The organism is Pseudarthrobacter sp. LMD1-1-1.1 (genome assembly GCF_040676255.1).
Classification (GTDB): domain Bacteria; phylum Actinomycetota; class Actinomycetes; order Actinomycetales; family Micrococcaceae; genus Arthrobacter.
This window is the reverse complement of record NZ_JBEGHP010000025.1, coordinates 280,644-297,853: the sequence shown is the minus strand read 5'-3', so window position 1 is coordinate 297,853 and position 17,210 is coordinate 280,644. Positions and strand designations below refer to the sequence as shown.

The 17,210-nt window shown below is 67.3% G+C and carries 16 protein-coding genes; 5 read left to right on the top strand and 11 right to left on the bottom strand.

Annotation, left to right across the window (positions count from 1 at the left end; translation table 11 throughout):
- The first annotated feature begins 111 nt into the window (after positions 1–111).
- Positions 112–1,029 carry a GerMN domain-containing protein gene (locus MRBLMD1_RS20095; RefSeq protein WP_364402923.1) on the top strand — a complete coding sequence of 306 codons (918 nt, stop codon included), beginning with the start codon at positions 112–114 and terminating at the stop codon, positions 1,027–1,029.
- Here MRBLMD1_RS20095 and MRBLMD1_RS20090 read toward each other — a convergent pair.
- The 3 genes from MRBLMD1_RS20090 to hrcA all read right to left on the bottom strand — a co-directional run bounded on the left by MRBLMD1_RS20090 (position 1,022) and on the right by hrcA (position 4,027).
- Positions 1,022–1,795 (bottom strand): 16S rRNA (uracil(1498)-N(3))-methyltransferase, encoded by a 774-nt coding sequence (locus MRBLMD1_RS20090; protein WP_364402920.1) that lies wholly within the window; start codon positions 1,793–1,795, stop codon positions 1,022–1,024. The two genes, MRBLMD1_RS20095 and MRBLMD1_RS20090, sit on opposite strands and share 8 nt — an antisense overlap.
- A 2-nt stretch (positions 1,796–1,797) precedes the next feature.
- A complete protein-coding gene (dnaJ, locus tag MRBLMD1_RS20085; RefSeq protein ID WP_364402918.1) occupies positions 1,798–2,925 on the bottom strand; it encodes a molecular chaperone DnaJ in 1,128 nt (375 codons plus the stop codon).
- An 88-nt stretch (positions 2,926–3,013) separates the two neighbouring features.
- Entirely contained in the window at positions 3,014–4,027 is a 1,014-nt protein-coding gene (gene hrcA / locus MRBLMD1_RS20080) for a heat-inducible transcriptional repressor HrcA (RefSeq protein ID WP_159631940.1), read from the bottom strand.
- Positions 4,028–4,198: 171 nt separating this feature from the next.
- Here hrcA and MRBLMD1_RS20075 point away from each other — a divergent pair, with 171 nt between their 5' ends.
- On the top strand, positions 4,199–5,050 hold the full coding sequence (locus tag MRBLMD1_RS20075) for a DUF3097 domain-containing protein (protein ID WP_364402915.1): 852 nt from the start codon (positions 4,199–4,201) through the stop codon (positions 5,048–5,050).
- Between the two features lie 119 nt (positions 5,051–5,169).
- Positions 5,170–5,580: a DUF4870 domain-containing protein gene (locus tag MRBLMD1_RS20070; protein ID WP_141941485.1), complete on the top strand. Its 411-nt coding sequence runs from the start codon at positions 5,170–5,172 to the stop codon at positions 5,578–5,580.
- A gap of 59 nt (positions 5,581–5,639) precedes the next feature.
- Here the strand turns inward: MRBLMD1_RS20070 and hemW are convergent, their stop codons facing one another.
- Both hemW and lepA read right to left on the bottom strand, forming a co-directional pair.
- A complete protein-coding gene (hemW, locus tag MRBLMD1_RS20065) occupies positions 5,640–6,869 on the bottom strand; it encodes a radical SAM family heme chaperone HemW (protein WP_364402912.1) in 1,230 nt (409 codons plus the stop codon).
- A gap of 25 nt (positions 6,870–6,894) precedes the next feature.
- A complete protein-coding gene (lepA, locus tag MRBLMD1_RS20060) occupies positions 6,895–8,751 on the bottom strand; it encodes a translation elongation factor 4 (protein WP_364402910.1) in 1,857 nt (618 codons plus the stop codon).
- Between the two features lie 173 nt (positions 8,752–8,924).
- Here lepA and MRBLMD1_RS20055 point away from each other — a divergent pair, with 173 nt between their 5' ends.
- Both MRBLMD1_RS20055 and rpsT read left to right on the top strand, forming a co-directional pair.
- Positions 8,925–9,473, top strand: coding sequence for a type II toxin-antitoxin system PemK/MazF family toxin (locus tag MRBLMD1_RS20055; RefSeq protein WP_364402907.1), 549 nt, complete (start codon positions 8,925–8,927; stop codon positions 9,471–9,473).
- A 169-nt stretch (positions 9,474–9,642) separates the two neighbouring features.
- Positions 9,643–9,903 carry a 30S ribosomal protein S20 gene (gene rpsT / locus MRBLMD1_RS20050; protein WP_018761400.1) on the top strand — a complete coding sequence of 87 codons (261 nt, stop codon included), beginning with the start codon at positions 9,643–9,645 and terminating at the stop codon, positions 9,901–9,903.
- A gap of 133 nt (positions 9,904–10,036) precedes the next feature.
- Here rpsT and holA read toward each other — a convergent pair whose 3' ends face one another.
- The 6 genes from holA to MRBLMD1_RS20020 form a co-directional block, all read right to left on the bottom strand.
- Positions 10,037–11,053 carry a DNA polymerase III subunit delta gene (gene holA / locus MRBLMD1_RS20045; RefSeq protein WP_364402905.1) on the bottom strand — a complete coding sequence of 339 codons (1,017 nt, stop codon included), beginning with the start codon at positions 11,051–11,053 and terminating at the stop codon, positions 10,037–10,039.
- Positions 10,987–12,846, bottom strand: coding sequence for a ComEC/Rec2 family competence protein (locus MRBLMD1_RS20040; protein WP_364402902.1), 1,860 nt, complete (start codon positions 12,844–12,846; stop codon positions 10,987–10,989). Before MRBLMD1_RS20040 ends, holA begins: the two co-directional genes overlap by 67 nt.
- Before the next feature lie 391 nt (positions 12,847–13,237).
- On the bottom strand, positions 13,238–14,203 hold the full coding sequence (locus MRBLMD1_RS20035; RefSeq protein ID WP_364402900.1) for a ComEA family DNA-binding protein: 966 nt from the start codon (positions 14,201–14,203) through the stop codon (positions 13,238–13,240).
- 196 nt (positions 14,204–14,399) lie between these two features.
- Positions 14,400–14,837, bottom strand: coding sequence for a hypothetical protein (locus MRBLMD1_RS20030; protein ID WP_364402898.1), 438 nt, complete (start codon positions 14,835–14,837; stop codon positions 14,400–14,402).
- Between the two features lie 180 nt (positions 14,838–15,017).
- Positions 15,018–15,839, bottom strand: coding sequence for a hypothetical protein (locus tag MRBLMD1_RS20025; RefSeq protein ID WP_364402896.1), 822 nt, complete (start codon positions 15,837–15,839; stop codon positions 15,018–15,020).
- 363 nt (positions 15,840–16,202) lie between these two features.
- A complete protein-coding gene (locus MRBLMD1_RS20020) occupies positions 16,203–17,186 on the bottom strand; it encodes a DegV family protein (protein ID WP_364402894.1) in 984 nt (327 codons plus the stop codon).
- Positions 17,187–17,210: the final 24 nt, after the last annotated feature.

The window sequence follows — 17,210 nt, the reverse complement described above, 5'->3', positions numbered from 1 at the left end:
TCCAGCGTCTGCTGGAACGCCAGGCCGCCAGGGGGATCGGCCCGCCACGCCAGGAAAGGACTAGGCAGGACAGTGCCGGAAACCTCTGTGCCCGAACGGGCAGGACGACCGATGGGCCGAGTGCGCCCTGCCGTCCTCGCAGGAATCCTGGTGCTCGTTCCCGCCCTTGCAGCCTGCACCGCCGAGAACGGACCAACGCCCTCCGCCACCTCCGCCTCAGTCCCGGCCACAGGCGGCACCATGCCGGACGCGCCGGCCACCAGCGCCCCACTGGAAACCACCCAGTCCTCCAATAAGGCCCCGGTGTACTGGATTGGCCGCAGCGGAGGGAACATCTTCCTCTACCGTGAGTTCCGGGACGTTCCGGAACAGGAGAACCCGGTGACGCGGGCACTGCGCGCCATGATGTCGGAGAAGCCGCTGGACCCCGACTTCTTTACGCCCTGGCAGAACCCGGACAAACTTGCCACCTCCATCTCGGGCAAGGACATCATCACGGTCGACGTCTCGGCCGACGCCTTCAACAGCAACCTCGACGCCGACATGGCCGCCCGCGCCATCCAACAGCTGATCTACACGGCGACCGCCGCCGCTGCCAGTTCGGGCCTGATCGACACAGGGCAGCAGGTCCGGGTGCGGATCCTCGTGGACGGCCACACGGACTATGTCGCGTTCGGAAAAGTCCAGCTGGGCGCACTGATGACCCGGGCAGCCGGGCTGGTGGCGCCGGTGTGGATCATAGATCCGCAGGAAAGCACCGAGGTGCCTGCCGGCAGCGTAAAGATCACCGGCCGCAGCACGTCGCCGGGAGCAAAGCTCCGCTGGCAGATCCTGCAGTCCGGGGACGGCGGCAGCAAGGCCCCGTTCCTGACCGGTGAAACCACGGCCGGCGCCGGGCAGGGGCAGGCGGGCGTCTTTACGCTGGCACTGACCTTGCCGGCCGGCGGCTATGAGCTCCGGGTGGCGCAGGCAGGGTCCGGCGGGGAGCCGGACCGCAACGAGGACACCAGGTCCTTCAAGGTCAGGTAGCCGTCCACCGGCCAAGGATGTCGCTTGCAAGCACGACGGCGGCAGGCCCGGCCGTGGAGGACCGCAGGACGTGGTGCCCCAACAGGGCGGTCACAGCGCCTTTGTCGCAGAGTTTCGTTACTTCCCGCTGGCTGATTCCGCCTTCCGGGCCGACGATCAGCAGGACTTCCCGGATTCCGTCGTGCCCACTCCCCTGCCACGCTTCCAGGACGGTCCGTAGCGGACGCACGGCATCTTCGTGGAGGATGACGGCCAGGTCTGCACCCTCCACGGCGGCGGAAAGCCCGGCAGTATCGACGGCGGCCCGGACCTCGGGGATCCAGGCGCGCCGCGCCTGCTTGGCGGCGGCGGCCACGGTGGACTCCCACTTGGCGTGGGCGCGGGCGGCCCTGTCACCTTTCCAGCGCACGATGGACCGCTCCGACTGCCAGGGTATGACGGCATCGATGCCCAGCTCGGTGGCCGTTTCAATGGCCAGTTCGTCGCGGTCGCCCTTGGCCAGGGCCTGAACCAGCACCAGACGGACGTCCGGCCTGTCTTCCATTGCCAGTGCGCCGCACTCCACTTCAAGTCCCGTGGGCGCGGCGGAGGCGACCTTGCCGCTCATGCGCGCGCCGGCGCCGTCGACAATGTCCACGGCCTCGCCCGGAGACAGGCGTTTGACGGTGACTGCATGCCGGGCCTCCGCCCCTTCGAGGACAAAGAGCTGGCCGGGCACCATGCCCGCCAGTGAACCGGCGGAGGTGAAGAAGACGGGGTTGCTCACCGCTACAGGTTACCGAGCCGGTCCCGGAGCTTGGCGAACATGCCGCCGCTGGCGGCGAGCTTGCCCTCGGTGATCTGTTCGCCGCGGAGCTTGGCGAGCTGCCGGAGGAGGTCCTCCTGTGCCGGGTCGAGCTTGGCCGGAGTGTCCACCTGGAGGTGGACCTTCAGGTCCCCGCGGCCGTATCCCCGCAGGTGCGTGACACCCAGGCCACGCAGGGTGATGATCTCGCCGGACTGTGTTCCGGGCTTGACGTCGATGTCCTGGGTACCGTCGAACGTTTCCAGGCTGACGTCCGTGCCCAGTGCAGCCGCCGTCATGGGGATGTGCAGGGTGGCGTGGAGGTCATCGCCTTCCCGCACGTAGGTGGCGTCATTGTTGACGCGGATTTCCACGTACAGGTCACCGGTCGGTCCGCCTGCAGGTCCCGCTTCGCCCTGCCCGGCGAGCTGGATCCGGGTTCCGGTGGCCACACCAGCGGGAACCTTGATGGTCAGCGACCGCCGGCTGCGGATACGGCCCTGGCCGCTGCACTCGTTGCATGGATCCTTGATGACCGTGCCGAAACCTTCGCAGGTGCCGCAGGGGGCGGCCGTCATGACCTGGCCCAGGATGGAACGCACGGCCCGCTGGACCTGGCCGCTGCCGCCGCAGATGTCGCAGCGCTCGGGGTGGGTGCCGGGCCGGCAGCAGGATCCGTCACAGGTGGGGCAGACCACGGCAGTATCCACTTCGAGCTTCTTGTTCACGCCGAACACGGCGTCGCGAAGGTCGACCCGGACGCTGATGAGGGCGTCCTGGCCGCGGCGGACGCGGGAAGCCGGGCCGGAGGTGCCACCGGCGCCGAAGAAGGTGTCGAAGATGTCCTGGAAAGCGAAGCCCTGGCCCGCGTAACCGGCACCGCCGAAGCCGTTGTCCGTGCCGTTCTCGTTGCCTGTGGTGTCGTAGATCCTCCGCTTTTGGGGGTCGGAAAGGACCTCGTAGGCGTGAGTTACTGCCTTGAAGCGTTCTGAAGCGTCCGCACCGGGGTTTACATCCGGGTGAAGGGTGCGGGCCAGTTTGCGGTAGGCCTTTTTGATCTCTTCGCCCGTAGCTTCGGGTGAGACTCCAAGGACGTCATAGTGGCTGCTCAAAGTTCGTATCTCTTCCTTGTTGTACTGCGTTCAGTTTGGGCGGCCCCGCTCTGTGTTCCGGTCCGGAAAAGGCTCCGGCGGCGAAGAGTCAGGGCCCCAAAATCCTGGAAAGGTAGCGGGCCACAGCCCTGACGGCGGCCATGGTGGTGGGATAGTCCATCCTGGTTGGGCCGAGGATCCCTACCTTCGCGGCGCTGTCCGGGCCGTAGCCGGTGGCCACCACGGAGGCTTCGGCAAGGCCGTCATAAGGGTTTTCCCTTCCGATACTGACAGCCACTCCCCGGTGGTCCTGGGCCATTTCGCTCAACAGCCGCAGCATCACCACCTGTTCCTCCAGTGCCTCGAGCACGGGGCCGATGCTGAGGGGGAAATCCACGTTGGACCTGGCCAGGTTCGCCGTTCCGGCCATGACCATCCGGTCCTCCCTGGTGTTTTGCGCCAGCCCCTCGAGGCCAAGTGCCAGGGCGTGCGCGGCCTGGCGCTGGCCGTGCGCGGTGCCGGCCACGACGGCGGGGAGCGCCTTGGCCAGCTGGCTGAGCGGAGTTCCGGCCAGTGCGGCAAGGAAGCGGGTGCGGAGCGCGGCCAGGGCGTCGTCGCCAAGGTCCTGGCCGACGTCGATGACCCGCTGCTCCACCTTGCCGCTGTTCGCAATCAGCACCACCAGCACCTTGCGGGGGGCCAGGAGCACGAACTCGATGTGGCGCACCAGTGCCTTGCTGAGGTGCGGATACTGGACCACAGCCACCTGGTTGGTCAGCTGCGACAGCAGTCGGACGGTGCGGTCCAGGACGTCGTCGAGGTCGTCTGCGCCTTCCAGGAGGGACTGGATGGCCCGGCGCTCCGCTGCCGACAGGGGCTTGACTGCCGAGATCTGGTCGACAAAGAGCCGGTAGCCCTTGTCCGTGGGAATCCGGCCTGCACTGGTGTGCGGGGCCGTGATCAATCCCTCGTCTTCAAGGGCCGCCATGTCATTGCGGATGGTTGCGCTGGAAACGCCAAGATGATGCCGTTCGACCAATGCCTTTGACCCGACCGGTTCGCGGGAGTGGACGTAGTCCTCCACGATGGCCCGCAGCACTTCCAGTTTGCGTGGCTCGCTCACTCTCCACCTCCATCCATGGTCCGGGGCGCATACACCGCCAGGTGCCACCAGTGTTAGCACTCGACATGCCTAAGTGCTAACAGTCTATTATGCCTCGGCCCGTTGTTAGCATTGGTACCGCTCCGGGCGAAATTCCGGTGCGGAGGACCTAGCGCTAGGCGGATTGAATCCATGGATTACCAAAACTGGGGGCCCCGCGGCGTTTCCGCCCCGGCCAAGGCGGAATTGCCCGAGGTGCCGGTGGAGCGGGGCATGGTGCTCGAGGATTTCCAGTCGGGCTGGGTGGGCGCCGTCACCCGGGTGGAAAAGTCCGGCGGCATGCACGTCGTGGCGCTGGAGGACCGCCGAGGGAAGTCCCGGTCCTTCAAGCTCGGCTTCGGTTTCCTCCTTGAGGGCCGCCCCATCCGGCTGATGCCTCCCGCCGCCCGGCCGGCAGCCTCCGGCCCCGCCGCCGGCAGGACAGCCTCAGGCTCCGTCCGGGTCGCCGGCCAGCGGGCCCAGGTCGCCAAGGCAAGCCGAATCTGGGTGGAAGGCAAGCACGACGCCGAACTGGTGGAAAAGGTCTGGGGAGACGACCTTCGGGTTGAAGGCATCGTCGTCGAACCCCTGCACGGCATTGACGACCTCACCGCTGCAGTTGCCGCCTTCAAACCTGGGCCGGGCCGGCGCCTCGGCGTGCTCGTTGACCACCTCGTCCCCGACTCCAAAGAGTCCCGGATAGCCGACGCCGTCATGGCATCCCCCGGCGCGGCCGGAAATGTCCTGATCGTGGGCCATCCCTATGTGGACGTCTGGCAGGCAATCCGGCCTGCGGTCCTCGGGATCGACAAATGGCCTGCCGTGCCGCGCGGACAGGATTGGAAGACCGGAATCCTGAAGGCCTTTGGCTGGCCGCACGCCACCAAGGAGGACATCGGGCTGGGGTGGCAGAAACTGCTGGGCGCGGTCCGTACCTATGCGGACCTGGAAGCGTCGCTGCTGGGGCGGGTTGAGGAAGTCATCGACTTCCTCACCGTCCCCTGAAGGCCGGGCCCCGGCCCGGGAGCCAGTATTCTTGGTAGTGCAGCGCCTTTTCCGAAGGCCGCTGCACACCGCGCCCGTACATGAAGTCAGCACCACTTGCACCTCCGAAGGAACAGACTGTGGCAGAAAACGCACGTGATCACAGGGACGGCCAGGGCCGTTCCGAGTACCATGGCGTCCCCGCCAATGCGCTGCCGCTCACGGCCAGCGAAGACCGCCAATGGGCCACGCTCGCGCATTTCGGCGGGATACTGGGGTGCGTCCCCTCGCTGCTGATCTACCTGATCTTCCGTGACCGCGGCCCGTTCACCGCGCAGGAATCCAAAGAAGCGCTGAACTTCAGCCTGCCGCCCACCATCGCCGCCGTGCTGGCCAACATCCTGGTGTTCATCCCTTATGTGGGAAACATCTTCGCGGTCATCGCCACCCTGATCTGGGTGGCGCTCACCTGCTTCTCCGTGGCAGCAGGGATCCACGTCAACAAGGGCCAGCCGCACCGCTACCAGTACAACCTGCGCTGGATTAAGTAGCCGCGCCTCCCCGCGGGTCCACCGGCCCCGCGGGGAGGACCCGACGGGCGTGGGCCCAGTCAGTCGGGCAGGATACGGCGGACTACCGCGTCCGCCAGGAGCCTGCCCTTGAGCGTGAGGACCAGGCGGCCCTGGAAGGCAGCGGCAGGTTCCACCAGGCCGTCCGCGATCAGGCCGGCCACTTGATGCCGTCCGGCTGCGCTAAGAGTGGAGACTTCAAGCCCTGACTGCAGGCGCGCCTCCAGCATCACCCGCTCCAGGTTCCTGGTGTCGGCATCCAGGGTCTCCCTGCCCGCCGCAGGCGACAGGCCCTGGGACAGGCGGTTCGCATAAGCGGATGGGTGCTTCACGTTCCACCAGCGCACCCCGCCCACGTGAGAGTGCGCGCCGGGGCCGATGCCCCACCAGTCGTCGCCACGCCAGTAGGCCAGGTTGTGGCGGCACGCGTGCTCCGGACTCCGCGCCCAGTTGCTGACCTCATACCAGCCGAGCCCGGCTTCGGTGATGAGCTGGTTGGCGAGTTCGTACTTGTCGGCGTGGTCGTCGTCGTCAATTCCCGGCACCTCGCCGCGGCGCATCTGCGCGGCCAGCTTGGTCCCGTCCTCGACAATCAGGGCGTAGGCGCTGATGTGGTCCGGCTGGTAGGAGAGTGCCGTCTCCAGGGAGTGGCGCCAGTCCGCCAGCGACTCCCCCGGCGTGCCGTAAATCAGGTCCAGGCTGACATCCAGCCCGGCCTCCCGCGCCCACTGCACCACCTGCGGAACGCGGCTGGGCGTGTGGGTGCGGTCCAGGACCTTGAGAACGTGCGGGACGGCGGACTGCATGCCGAAGGAAACCCTGGTGAAGCCCGCCTCCTTGAGGACGGCGAGGGATTCGGGGGTGACCGAATCGGGGTTGGCTTCGGTGGTGACCTCGGCTCCGTCCTCGATGCCCCACTGGTCAATGGCAGCGCGAAGGATCAGGGCGAGGTCATCAGCCGGCAGCAGGGTGGGCGTGCCGCCGCCGAAAAAGACAGTGCCGAGCTTCCGCTCCGGCAGCCCGGACCGTGCCATCACGGCGCCGGCCAGGGACACTTCCGACACCGCGGTTTGGGCGTAGGCATCCTGTGACGCGCCGCCGCCCAGTTCCGTGGCGGTGTAGGTGTTGAAGTCGCAGTACCCGCAGCGCACGGCGCAGAACGGGATGTGGACGTACAGGCCAAAGGCCCGGGCCGCCGCACCGTCCAATGCCTGTGCAGGCAGCAGACCGTCCGACGCCGCCGGGTCGCCGAGGGGAAGAACGCTGGGCATCAGCGGGTCCCCTGCTGCGCAGTGGTCACTTCTTCTTGGCCTTGTCCTTTGATTCGTCGGTGGTGAGGGCCGCGATGAATGCTTCCTGCGGCACCTCGACCGTTCCCACCATCTTCATGCGCTTCTTGCCTTCTTTTTGCTTTTCCAGCAGCTTGCGCTTTCGTGAGATGTCACCGCCGTAGCACTTGGCCAGCACGTCCTTGCGGATGGCCCGGATGCTTTCGCGGGCGATGATCCTGGATCCGATGGCCGCCTGGATGGGCACCTCGAACTGTTGCCGCGGGATGAGTTCGCGGAGCTTTCCGGTCATCATCACGCCGTAGGCGTAGGCCTTGTCCCGGTGGGTGATGGCGCTGAAGGCGTCCACTTGTTCGCCCTGGAGCATGATGTCCACCTTCACCAGGTCGGCAGCCTGCTCGCCGTCGGCCTTCCAGTCCAGGGAGCCGTAGCCACGGGTCTTTGACTTCAGGATGTCGAAGAAGTCGAAGACGATTTCCGCCAGCGGCAGCCGGTAGCGGATTTCCACCCGGTCCTCGGAGAGGTAGTCCATGCCGCCCATGACGCCGCGGCGGGACTGGCACAGTTCCATGATGGCGCCAACGAATTCGTTGGGGGCCAGGATGGTGGCCGAAACCATGGGTTCGCGTACCTCGGCGATTTTGCCCGTGGGGTACTCGCTGGGGTTGGTCACGCGGACCACCTTCTTGTCCTCCAGGGTCACCTCGTATTCCACATTGGGTGCCGTGGAGATGAGGTCCAGGTTGTATTCGCGTTCCAGGCGTTCGCGGGTGATCTCAAGGTGCAGCAGGCCCAGGAAACCCACACGGAAGCCGAAGCCCAGCGCAGCGGAGGTCTCCGGTTCGTACACCAGTGCGGCGTCGTTGAGCATGAGCTTTTCGAGGGCGTCGCGCAGCACCGGGTAGTCAGCGCCGTCCAGCGGATACAGGCCCGAGAACACCATGGGTTTGGCATCGGCGTAGCCGGGCAGGGACTCGGCGGCCGGCTTGGCCAGGTTGGTGACGGTGTCGCCCACCTTGGACTGGCGGACGTCCTTCACACCGGTGATCAGGTAGCCCACTTCGCCAACACCGAGGCCCTTGGAGGGTGTGGGTTCCGGGGAGCTGACGCCGATTTCCAGGAGTTCGTGCGAGGCCCTGGTGGACATCATCTGGATGCGTTCACGCGGGTGGAGCATCCCGTCCACCACGCGCACATAGGTCACCACGCCGCGGTAGGTGTCGTAGACCGAGTCGAAGATCATGGCACGGGCCGGCGCATCGGGGTCGCCCTTTGGCGCCGGGAGGTCACGGACGATCTTGTCCAGGAGGGCTTCCACGCCAACGCCGGTCTTGCCGGACACCCGCAGGACATCCTCGGGATCGCCGCCGATCAGGCTGGCGAGCTCGGCGGCGTACTTTTCGGGCTGCGCCGCCGGCAGGTCGATTTTGTTCAGGACCGGGATGATGGCGAGGTTGTTCTCCATCGCCAGGTACAGGTTCGCGAGCGTCTGGGCCTCAATGCCCTGGGCTGCGTCCACCAGCAGGATTGCGCCCTCGCAGGCAGCCAGTGACCTGGAGACCTCATAAGTAAAGTCCACGTGCCCCGGGGTGTCGATCATGTTCAGCGCGTAACTGACACCGTCCACCTCCCACGGCATGCGGACGGCCTGGGACTTGATGGTGATGCCGCGTTCGCGCTCGATGTCCATGCGGTCCAGGTACTGGGCCTTCATGTCACGCGCCTGGACCACCCCGGTGGACTGCAGCATACGGTCAGCCAGGGTGGACTTGCCGTGGTCGATATGCGCGATGATGCAAAAGTTCCGAATAATTGCCGGATCTGTCGCGGCGGGCACCGGTGCGGTGCGGGCCATGGGAGACACGCAGGGTCCTTACTGTTGGCTTTTCTGCAGCCATCCGCCAGGCGCGCGAAAGGCGCCTGCGGTCCAGCCGCACATCTTTAACGTCCAGTGTCCCACGTCCGCGACCCCGCCACCGCATCCTGGCTGGCCCAGGCACGCTGTTTCAACGGCAGCCCCGCCGATAGGCTGTCGGGATGGCCATAGATCTCCGCTCCCTGGGAAACGCCGTCCGCCGCGGCCTGCGCATGCTGCAGAAACGGTCCGTGGCCCCGCGGCCGGTCCAGGACCAGCGCCCCGGCGGCAATCGGCGCGCCGACGGCCAAGGTGTTCCCGGCGAAGCGGCGGCCTATCCCGGCGATTACCGTGGCCGCGCCTCTGTCCGCTACGCCCCGCAGCCCGACGGCGACCCCGATCCGGGCGAGGTGGTGTGGGCCTGGGTGCCCTATGAGGAGGATCACGGCAAGGGGAAGGACCGGCCGGTGCTGCTGGTGGGGCACAACGGCCCCTTCCTCCTGGGGCTGATGCTGACCAGCAGGGACAGGGTTCCTGCCGGGACGTCGTCCGGGGACTACGTGGATCTCGGCTCCGGGGGTTGGGACAAGCAGGGCAGGGCAAGCGAGGTGCGGCTGGACCGAATCCTGCAGATCCGCCCGGACAGCATCCGGCGCGAAGGCGCGGTATTGGACAAGGCGCGGTTCGAAAAGGTGGCTTCCGGGCTTCGGCGGCGACACGGCTGGGCCTGACCCGCTGAAATGGCCAGAGCCGCCGCTGACCTGCTAGTCTTTATTGCTGTGTGTCCGTGCAGGTCGACGGTCACTGATGGTTGGCCGCCATAGGTATCCCCACGCCGCTCAGTCAAGGCCAGCCTGAAAGCCCTCTAGACCATTTCCGCATTACAAAGAGAGTTCACACGTGGCGAATATCAAGTCCCAGAAGAAGCGCATCCTGACCAACGAGAAGGCCCGCCTGCGCAACAACGCAGTCAAGTCCGAGCTGAAGACGGCCATCCGCGCCGTCAACACCGCTGTTGAGTCCGCTGACAAGGAAGCTGCTACTACTGCGCTCGTTTCTGCCAGCCGTAAGCTGGACAAGGCTGTCAGCAAGGGTGTTCTGCACAAGAACAACGCAGCGAACCGTAAGTCGGCGATCTCCAAGAAGGTCAACGCACTCTAAGGTTTCCAGTTCCCACGAACTGATGGTGTGGCCGGTACCCTCGGGTACCGGCCACACGCTTTTAAGCCGCCAGTCCGCGAGCCGCGGCAGCTCGACGCCAAGAGCGTCCGGGCCTCTTGGGCGCTGCGGGGGGCTATCTGCCCTGGACGGACATGGCAATCACGGTGACGGCGTGCTCCACGGCGTACACCGGATCCCGGGACAAGCCTTTGACCTGCGCGTCGGCTTCCGCCGTGGCTTGGATGGACCGCACCAAGCCTTCAGGGGTCCAGCGCCGCACGTCGCGCTGCGCCTGCTCCACCAGCCACGGCTGCATGCCCAATTCCGCAGCGATCTGCGCGGACGGCCCGGAGGCGCCCGCCACCCGCGCCACCGTCCGCAGCTTGGAGGCAAGTGCAGCCACCAGCGGTACCGGATCAGCACCGGTGGCGAGAGCATGGCGCAGCGTCGACAGTGCAAGAGGGGCGTTTCCGGCCATGGCGGCGTCGGCCACCTTGAACGCGGTGGCTTCGACCCGTCCGCCGTAATACTTGTCGACGGTGTCAGTGGTGACCGTGCCCCCTGCATCGGCGATCAGCTGGGAGCAGGCGGCAGCGAGCTCTGACAGATCTGCTCCCACGGCATTCACCAGGGCCTGCACGGCGTCCTGGTTGATCCGGCGTCCGGCCGCCTTGAATTCCGCGGCGACGAACTGGACCTTGTCCGCGTCCTTCTTCAGCGGCTGGCACTCCACTACCGGCCAGCCCCCTTTCCTGACGGCGTCGAGGAGCTTTTTGCCGCGAACCCCGCCTGCGTGGCGCAGCACGACGACGGCGTCTTCCTCCGGGTGCTGCAGGTAGCCGAGGGCATCGGCAAGGAAGGCGTCATTCATCCCTTCCACAGCCTCCACCTCGATCAGCTTGCTCTCGCCAAAGAGGGATGGACTCACCTGCATGGTCAGGGTGCCGGCCTCATATGCCGCCGCGTTGATGCGGCTGACCTCCACGTCAGGTTCGGCAGCCCTGACCTGGGACCGGATCCTGTCCATCGCCCTGATACCCAGGTACTCTTCGGGACCGCTCACCAGGACGACCCGGGCCGGGGTTACGTCCCGCCAGGAGGCTGTGTTCGACGCCGGGGAGCGGGGTGCTCGCTTTTGCGCAGCGGCCATCGACAGTTCCTTCCGGAGGTTTTATTGCAGGATCCCAGCCTGCCACGTCTGTGCCCGGGGTCCAAGCTGCGGACACCGCGGAAGCGATGCAGGCGCGACTCCAGCAACTCCAGGAATACGACAGTTCCTGCGTGCGCCGACCGGACCCAGCGGATGAGGCGGAGCGGCCTTGCCGCCGCCCCGACGCCAGCCAGCGACAGGACCGACAGCAGCACCATGGACAGCATCCCGGGCACCCCTTCCGGCCATGGGAGCGCGGACCCCGGCAGCTGGGCCGCGATCCTTGCCGCAGCCGCGACGCCCCCGCTGAAAGTCCCGGCAACGGCTATCAGTGCTGCGGCAGCCCACGGCAGGACGACCACCAGGGGCACCGCTGCTGTTCCCAGCAGGGTCACGGGAGCCACCAGGGGCGAGGCGACGACATTGGCTGCCAGGGAATAGGTTGAAAACCGGGGCTGCAGAAGCACGATGACGGGCCCGCACAACAGCTGGGCGGACAACGGAACCGCTACCGCGGCAGCGAGCCACCGTGGGACCGCCGCGGGAATCCAGCTGATGATCCGTCGGCCTATAAGAACGATTCCCAGTGTGGCCAGGACAGAAAGCAGGAAGCCAAAACTCGTGCCAAGGCCTGGATCCGCCAACAGCAGCCCCAGGACAGCCAGGCAAAGGAAGCTCAGTCCACGCCCTGAACGTCCACCCGCCAGCGAGGCGATGCCGATGGCTCCCATCAGCGCTGCCCGCAGAACGCTGGCATCAGGCCCCACCAGGACCACGAACAGAGCCAGGCCGCCAAGGGCCGCAGCTGCGGCCGGGGCACGCGGCATCCGGAACCACCGGCACAGCATCAGCAACGCCCCCAGCACCAGGCTGCAGTTTGCCCCGCTGACTGCCGTCAGGTGCGTCATGCCAACGGCCTTCATGGCGTTGTTCAACCCCTCATCCAGCGCACTGGTGTCACCGGTGACCATCCCGGGGAGGAGCCCGCGGGCATCCGGTTCGAGGAAGGCCGAGGCGGAAACGAATCGCCCGCGGAGCTCCCTGGCTGACTCTTCCAGCAGTGAGCCACCCGAGGGCTTGCCTGGAGCCGTCGATGCGGCCAGGTTTCCCGCCTCCTGCCCACCGGGGTCTGCCGGCCGCAGCTTGCCGGCAGCGCGCAGCGTCTGCCCCGGCACCACGCCGCCCCACCCCTGCCCGCCCATCACCACGAGCCGGGCGCGGGTGCGAACCAGGATGCCACCCGCTGTCACTTCCTGCGTCCACACCGGGACCGACCACCTCTCCGCCGCCCCTCCGGGTCCGGCCAGGGCCCGCGGGTTTCCGGCTACCTCGACAATGACGACGGCCGACTTTCCGCCCGCGATGGCCTCAGCGAGCGGCCCCTCGGACCGCTGGCTTGAGGAGGTCGCGGAATGGGCTGCCGCCGCGCCGGCCAGCATCAGGGAGACGCCCAGTGCTGCCCGGAAGCTTCGGCCCCGGGCACCATGTCTCCGTCCCGGACCCGAGGCGCGGGCGGCGGCACGCAGGCTTCCCCTCCGTCCTCCCTTCGCGGCACGGGCCAGGAAAAGGCCTCCAAGCACCGTCAGCGCGCAGCACACAGTAGCCAGCCACGGGGGCGGCAGCCAGAGCCCTGCCACCGAGGCAGCCCACACCGAAACTGCGGGGAGGGCAAGCCGGAGGTCCGTGCGGCGTCCCGGTCCTACTGAGCCGGAGTCGCTTTCCTCCCGCTCGCGGCCGCTTTCAACCAGCCGCTGGCGAACGCGGCCCAGACACTGCGCCCAATACCCTTTCATGTCCCCAAAGGTCAGCGCCCGGCAGGTCAGAGCCCCGGCTTTCAGGGCGCGGCCCTTCGGGGTTCGGCCTTTTGGGGCCAGGCGTTTCGGGGTCAGGCGTTTCAGGGCGCCGCAACGGCGGCCGGGCAGACCTGGCGGTTGCAGGCGTGCCCGTCCCAGGGACGGTGGGACTGCTCCGGGACGCGAACAGGATCCGGACGGTTGCGTTGTCGATGGGTGCACCGTCCGTGCGGGAGCCCCGCTGTTTGGCCTTCGGCCGGGCCCCTGAACCGCGGATTCCACGAACCGGCTCCAAGGGCTCGTGGCTCCCTCTCCCCCGGCGGGGCCTTCCCGCCTTTGCGGGCCGTCGGCCCTGCCTGGCCTGCCCCTTTCCGTCGCCATCCGGGATGCCTTAGACCGTCACCAGGGGCAGCAGGGCCTCGAGCATCTTCGGTCCGACGCAATGCACCGCGTCCAGTTCCTCGACGCTTTTGAAAGGTCCATGGTCTTTTCGCCAATCCACGATCCGCTGAGCGAGTACCGGCCCGACCTTTGGCAGCGTATCCAGTTCCGCGGCGCCGGCGGTATTGAGGTTGATCTTCCCGCCGGCTGCGCCTCCTGCCTGGCCGGTGCCGGTGGACCCAACGCCGCCCGGGTCCATGCCACCCGGGCCCGTTCCCCCGGAACCGGAGGATTCGGCTGCGGAGGACGCCGGCTCCCCTTGCCGCGGGACGTAGATCTTCTGCCCGTCCTCCACCGCCAGGGCAAGGTTGAGTCGGTTCACGTCCGCGTCCGGGGCAGCCCCGCCCGCGGCAGCAATGGCGTCATCAACCCGGCTGCCCTGCTGGAGCCTGATGACGCCGGGCGCGGCTACAGCCCCGGCCACGTGCACCACTACAAGGCCGCCGGACGCGGGCTGCCCCGGGCCGCGCCCGGATTCCCCGCCGCCAGGTCCCCCGCCGTCTTGATCCACCGGCGTAGTGCTGTCCGCGGCGGCTCCACCGCTGCCCGTGGCCTTGCCGCCGGAACTGGCGCCGCTCAGGGGCAGGACCTCCGGGGATGCCGCCCCGGCCTGCCACCAGAACCAGGCTCCCGCAGCCACTGCCAGGACACCCAGCAGCACGGCAACCCGCAGTCCCACCCGCCACCGGAGCGACGGCACACCGCCGGAACAGCTCCCGGATCCGCCCTCAGGGCGGCTGCCGGTTTCGGGTCCGCCCGCTACCGTGCCTGTTTCGCGGGGGCCGCTGTACTCGAAACCGCCGGGGCCGGGCCCGTCCTCCAGGAACCCGGGGGTCGCGTCCCCCAGGGTGGCCTGCAGCCGGTCCCTCGCATGCCGGGCCTGCTGACGTGCTGCTCCAGCATCCCGGCGTGACATAGCTCCACCCTAGGAACCTCCCCCGCTGCGCGACACACTCAAGGCCGCTATGTGGAAAGCTGCGCACGCCGTACAAGTCCGGCAGTGGCGGCTACTGGTTCCTTGCCGCGTCGATAAACTCCTTCGCAATCTGCGTCATCACGCTAAGGGCCTCTTCCTCGCTTATCGCCATCCCGGTGTTGGATCCCATGTCGAGCTACACTGTTCCGGCAAGGACGCGGAGCCCGACGCCGGTGATGTTGCCGTTAGAGGATTGCCTGGTCGCGTAGGACTTCTCGCCGATGTCCGGACCGGGAAGAAGTTGAATGGTGAGCTTCTGGGGTCCGCTGGCGCCGGTCACTGTCTGGTCGAACGTGGCGCAGCGAGCCATCAGCTCCTCGCTGTAATCAAAGTCGGCTTTGGCGAGGGTGTCCCGGGGCGCGCTTCGCACATCGAAGAGGATCATGCCGACTCCATGATCGCCAAGGTTGGACACTTCCCCCAGCGCAAAGCCCATGGAGAGGTCCAGCTGTGCCTCGTGCTGCCACGACCTGTGGAATACGTTGCATTCTGCTGGTTCGGTGGGACCCAGAGGGGACGACCCGGACGCAGGTGGCTGGGTCATCAACGCGTAGGACTTGCGTGCCACGGCCATGTCAGCTGGCTGGCCGGACCCGCATGCGGTGAGGATCAACAGCGCAGCGGTTAGCACTCCAACGCTTCGGAACCGACCGGCGCACGTGGGCTATTACACGGAGCTGGCTTCCCTGGCCATCCGGATCCCCTCCTACGTGTACCGCCCTGGAGTTTGTTGGCGCAACAGGCACAGGCTGGTTTAGAAGTCGATGCCCTTGACCAGCGTGACGAACTGTTCCTTGACCTGCTCTTCGGTGGGCCCCTGCGGCGAAATCAGGAGCTGTGCGGTGAAGATTGCCATGTTCTGCCCCCGGGCGACCATGAGGGACAAGATGGTGACCGGAACATCGCTCGGGGGCCTCAGGGACTTCGGTCCGCCTGGTTCCGAACGGATGATGAGAGTTGCTTTGTCGCCAACGCCCTGGATGTTGTGGCCATCCGGCGGCAACGGCCCTGAGAGCGCAGCAGCACCTCCCTGATGCAGTTCGAGGGCGAACACGAGCGAGTCTGGACCGGGTGTGCCCAATGCGCCAAAGCGGTACCGGCAGCTGCCCTCCCCCGGGAAAACTTGCGCCTGGGTGGTGGTACCAAAGGCCTGCTTGAGGGCATCAGCACTGACCAGGGCGCATACGGGGCTGTTTGTGGACGTCTGCGGACCGGCAGATGGCGCCGGCGGAACCCGAAGTTCAGTACCGTTGCCCCACCCGGCCTCGACAGCTGCCTGCGCCAGGGCGTGTGCGGACACGTTGCCGTCCGGTACCGGGGTTCCTGCTGCGATGGGCGGCATGGCCACGATGCGGAGGTCAAGGGATTCCTTGCCCTTGACGGCCTTGAGCACTGTGTTCGCCGAGGCCCCGCCGGGCTCGCCGCGGAACCATCCCGTCCACTGCATGCAGGCGAAGTCCCCAATGCCATCCACCACAGAGCAGTCGGGGGCCTTTTTCGCGTCGGTGATGTCGGCGGCCGATGCGGGCGAGATGAGCGAGACGGAGAGCGCAAGGACCTTCTCGTACTTGCTCATGTAGCTGCACAGATAAGCCGGACTTCCCGCCGGTTTCCCGTTTTGCCCCATCTGGACCAGGCCGGGATCGACCTTGGCAGCGATGGCAGGAGTGATCAGGTCGCAGGCCGGGTTCGGCGATCCGCTTGACGGGGCTTGGGTGGGCGATGGCTGGCGGCTTTCCTGTCCGCACCCGGCCAGGACGAGAGCCAGTAGAACCGGGAGCGCAAGGACGGCCCGGAAAGTGCGAATTCCGTGAACACGCATGCTGGTCCTCCGGCCCTCAAACTGCCGTCCCGAACCGGAACCGCGCTGATGCGAACGCTACGGATCCCGGTGAACTCCCACCAGAGGCCAAAGACCCGGCGAAAGACCTGCGGGCGCTCAGCCTGCGTGGAGGCCGGTGGTCCTGCCAACAATCACCGCAAGGACCCCAAGGCCGGCGTGCGCTGCCAGGACGGCAGGAAGGGAGCTGATCTGGGCCGGAGGGCACTGTGGAAGGGCCGCCTCCAGCCGCACCGCCAGGCTCTCCGCTTCCTCAGGATTGCCGAAGTGGTGGACGGCCAGGACCACGGAGTCGCCGGGATGCGCCTCCGCCTCCGCCACGACGATTTCCTCAAGCCGGGCCACAGCCCTGGCACCCGAGCGCACCTTTTCCAGCGGAACTATCCTGCCGCCGTCGACCGCCAGAATTGGTTTGATGGCGAGCATGGTCCCCAGGAGCGACGCCGCCGCCCCGATCCGCCCGCCGCGGCGCAACTGCTCAAGGGTGGGCACGTAGAAGAAGACCTTGGTGCGTGCTGCCTGGGCCGTTGCCGCCGCGGCCACCGCGGACCGGTCACCGCCGGCTGACGCTGCTTCCACCGCTGCCTGTACGGCCATGCCCTGCGCCATGCCCACGGTTCCCGTGTCCACCACGTCCACAGGAATCCCCACCCTGGCCGCAGCCAGGCGCGCGGCGTCCGCGGTGCCGGAAAGTCCGCCCGAGAGGTGGACCGAAACGATCCCTTCGTATCCCCGGAGTTCAGCGGCCCGGTAGGCCTGCTCAAACTGCCCCGGTGACGGCCTGGACGTCTTGACCGGCGTCCCCGCGGCCAGGGCCACCGCGATGGTCTCCAGGATGTCGTCTTCGCCCTCACCGTAGATTTCAGCGCCGACCATGACGGGCATCGGAGTCACCGTCAGGATCCCGTCCCGCGGCAGTCCGGCAACGTAGTCCGCGGGCAGGGCAGCAGCAGAGTCCGTGACGACGGCGGTGCGGGCGACAGGGCTGCCACCCGGACGCCGTGTTCCCGGCCGGGCCGCAGGACGGAGGCCCGACAGCCGGGCACGGACCCAAGGCCAGGCGGCGGCGTTACTGTCGGGCAAGGGGCCTCCTGGAGACGCTGTCCG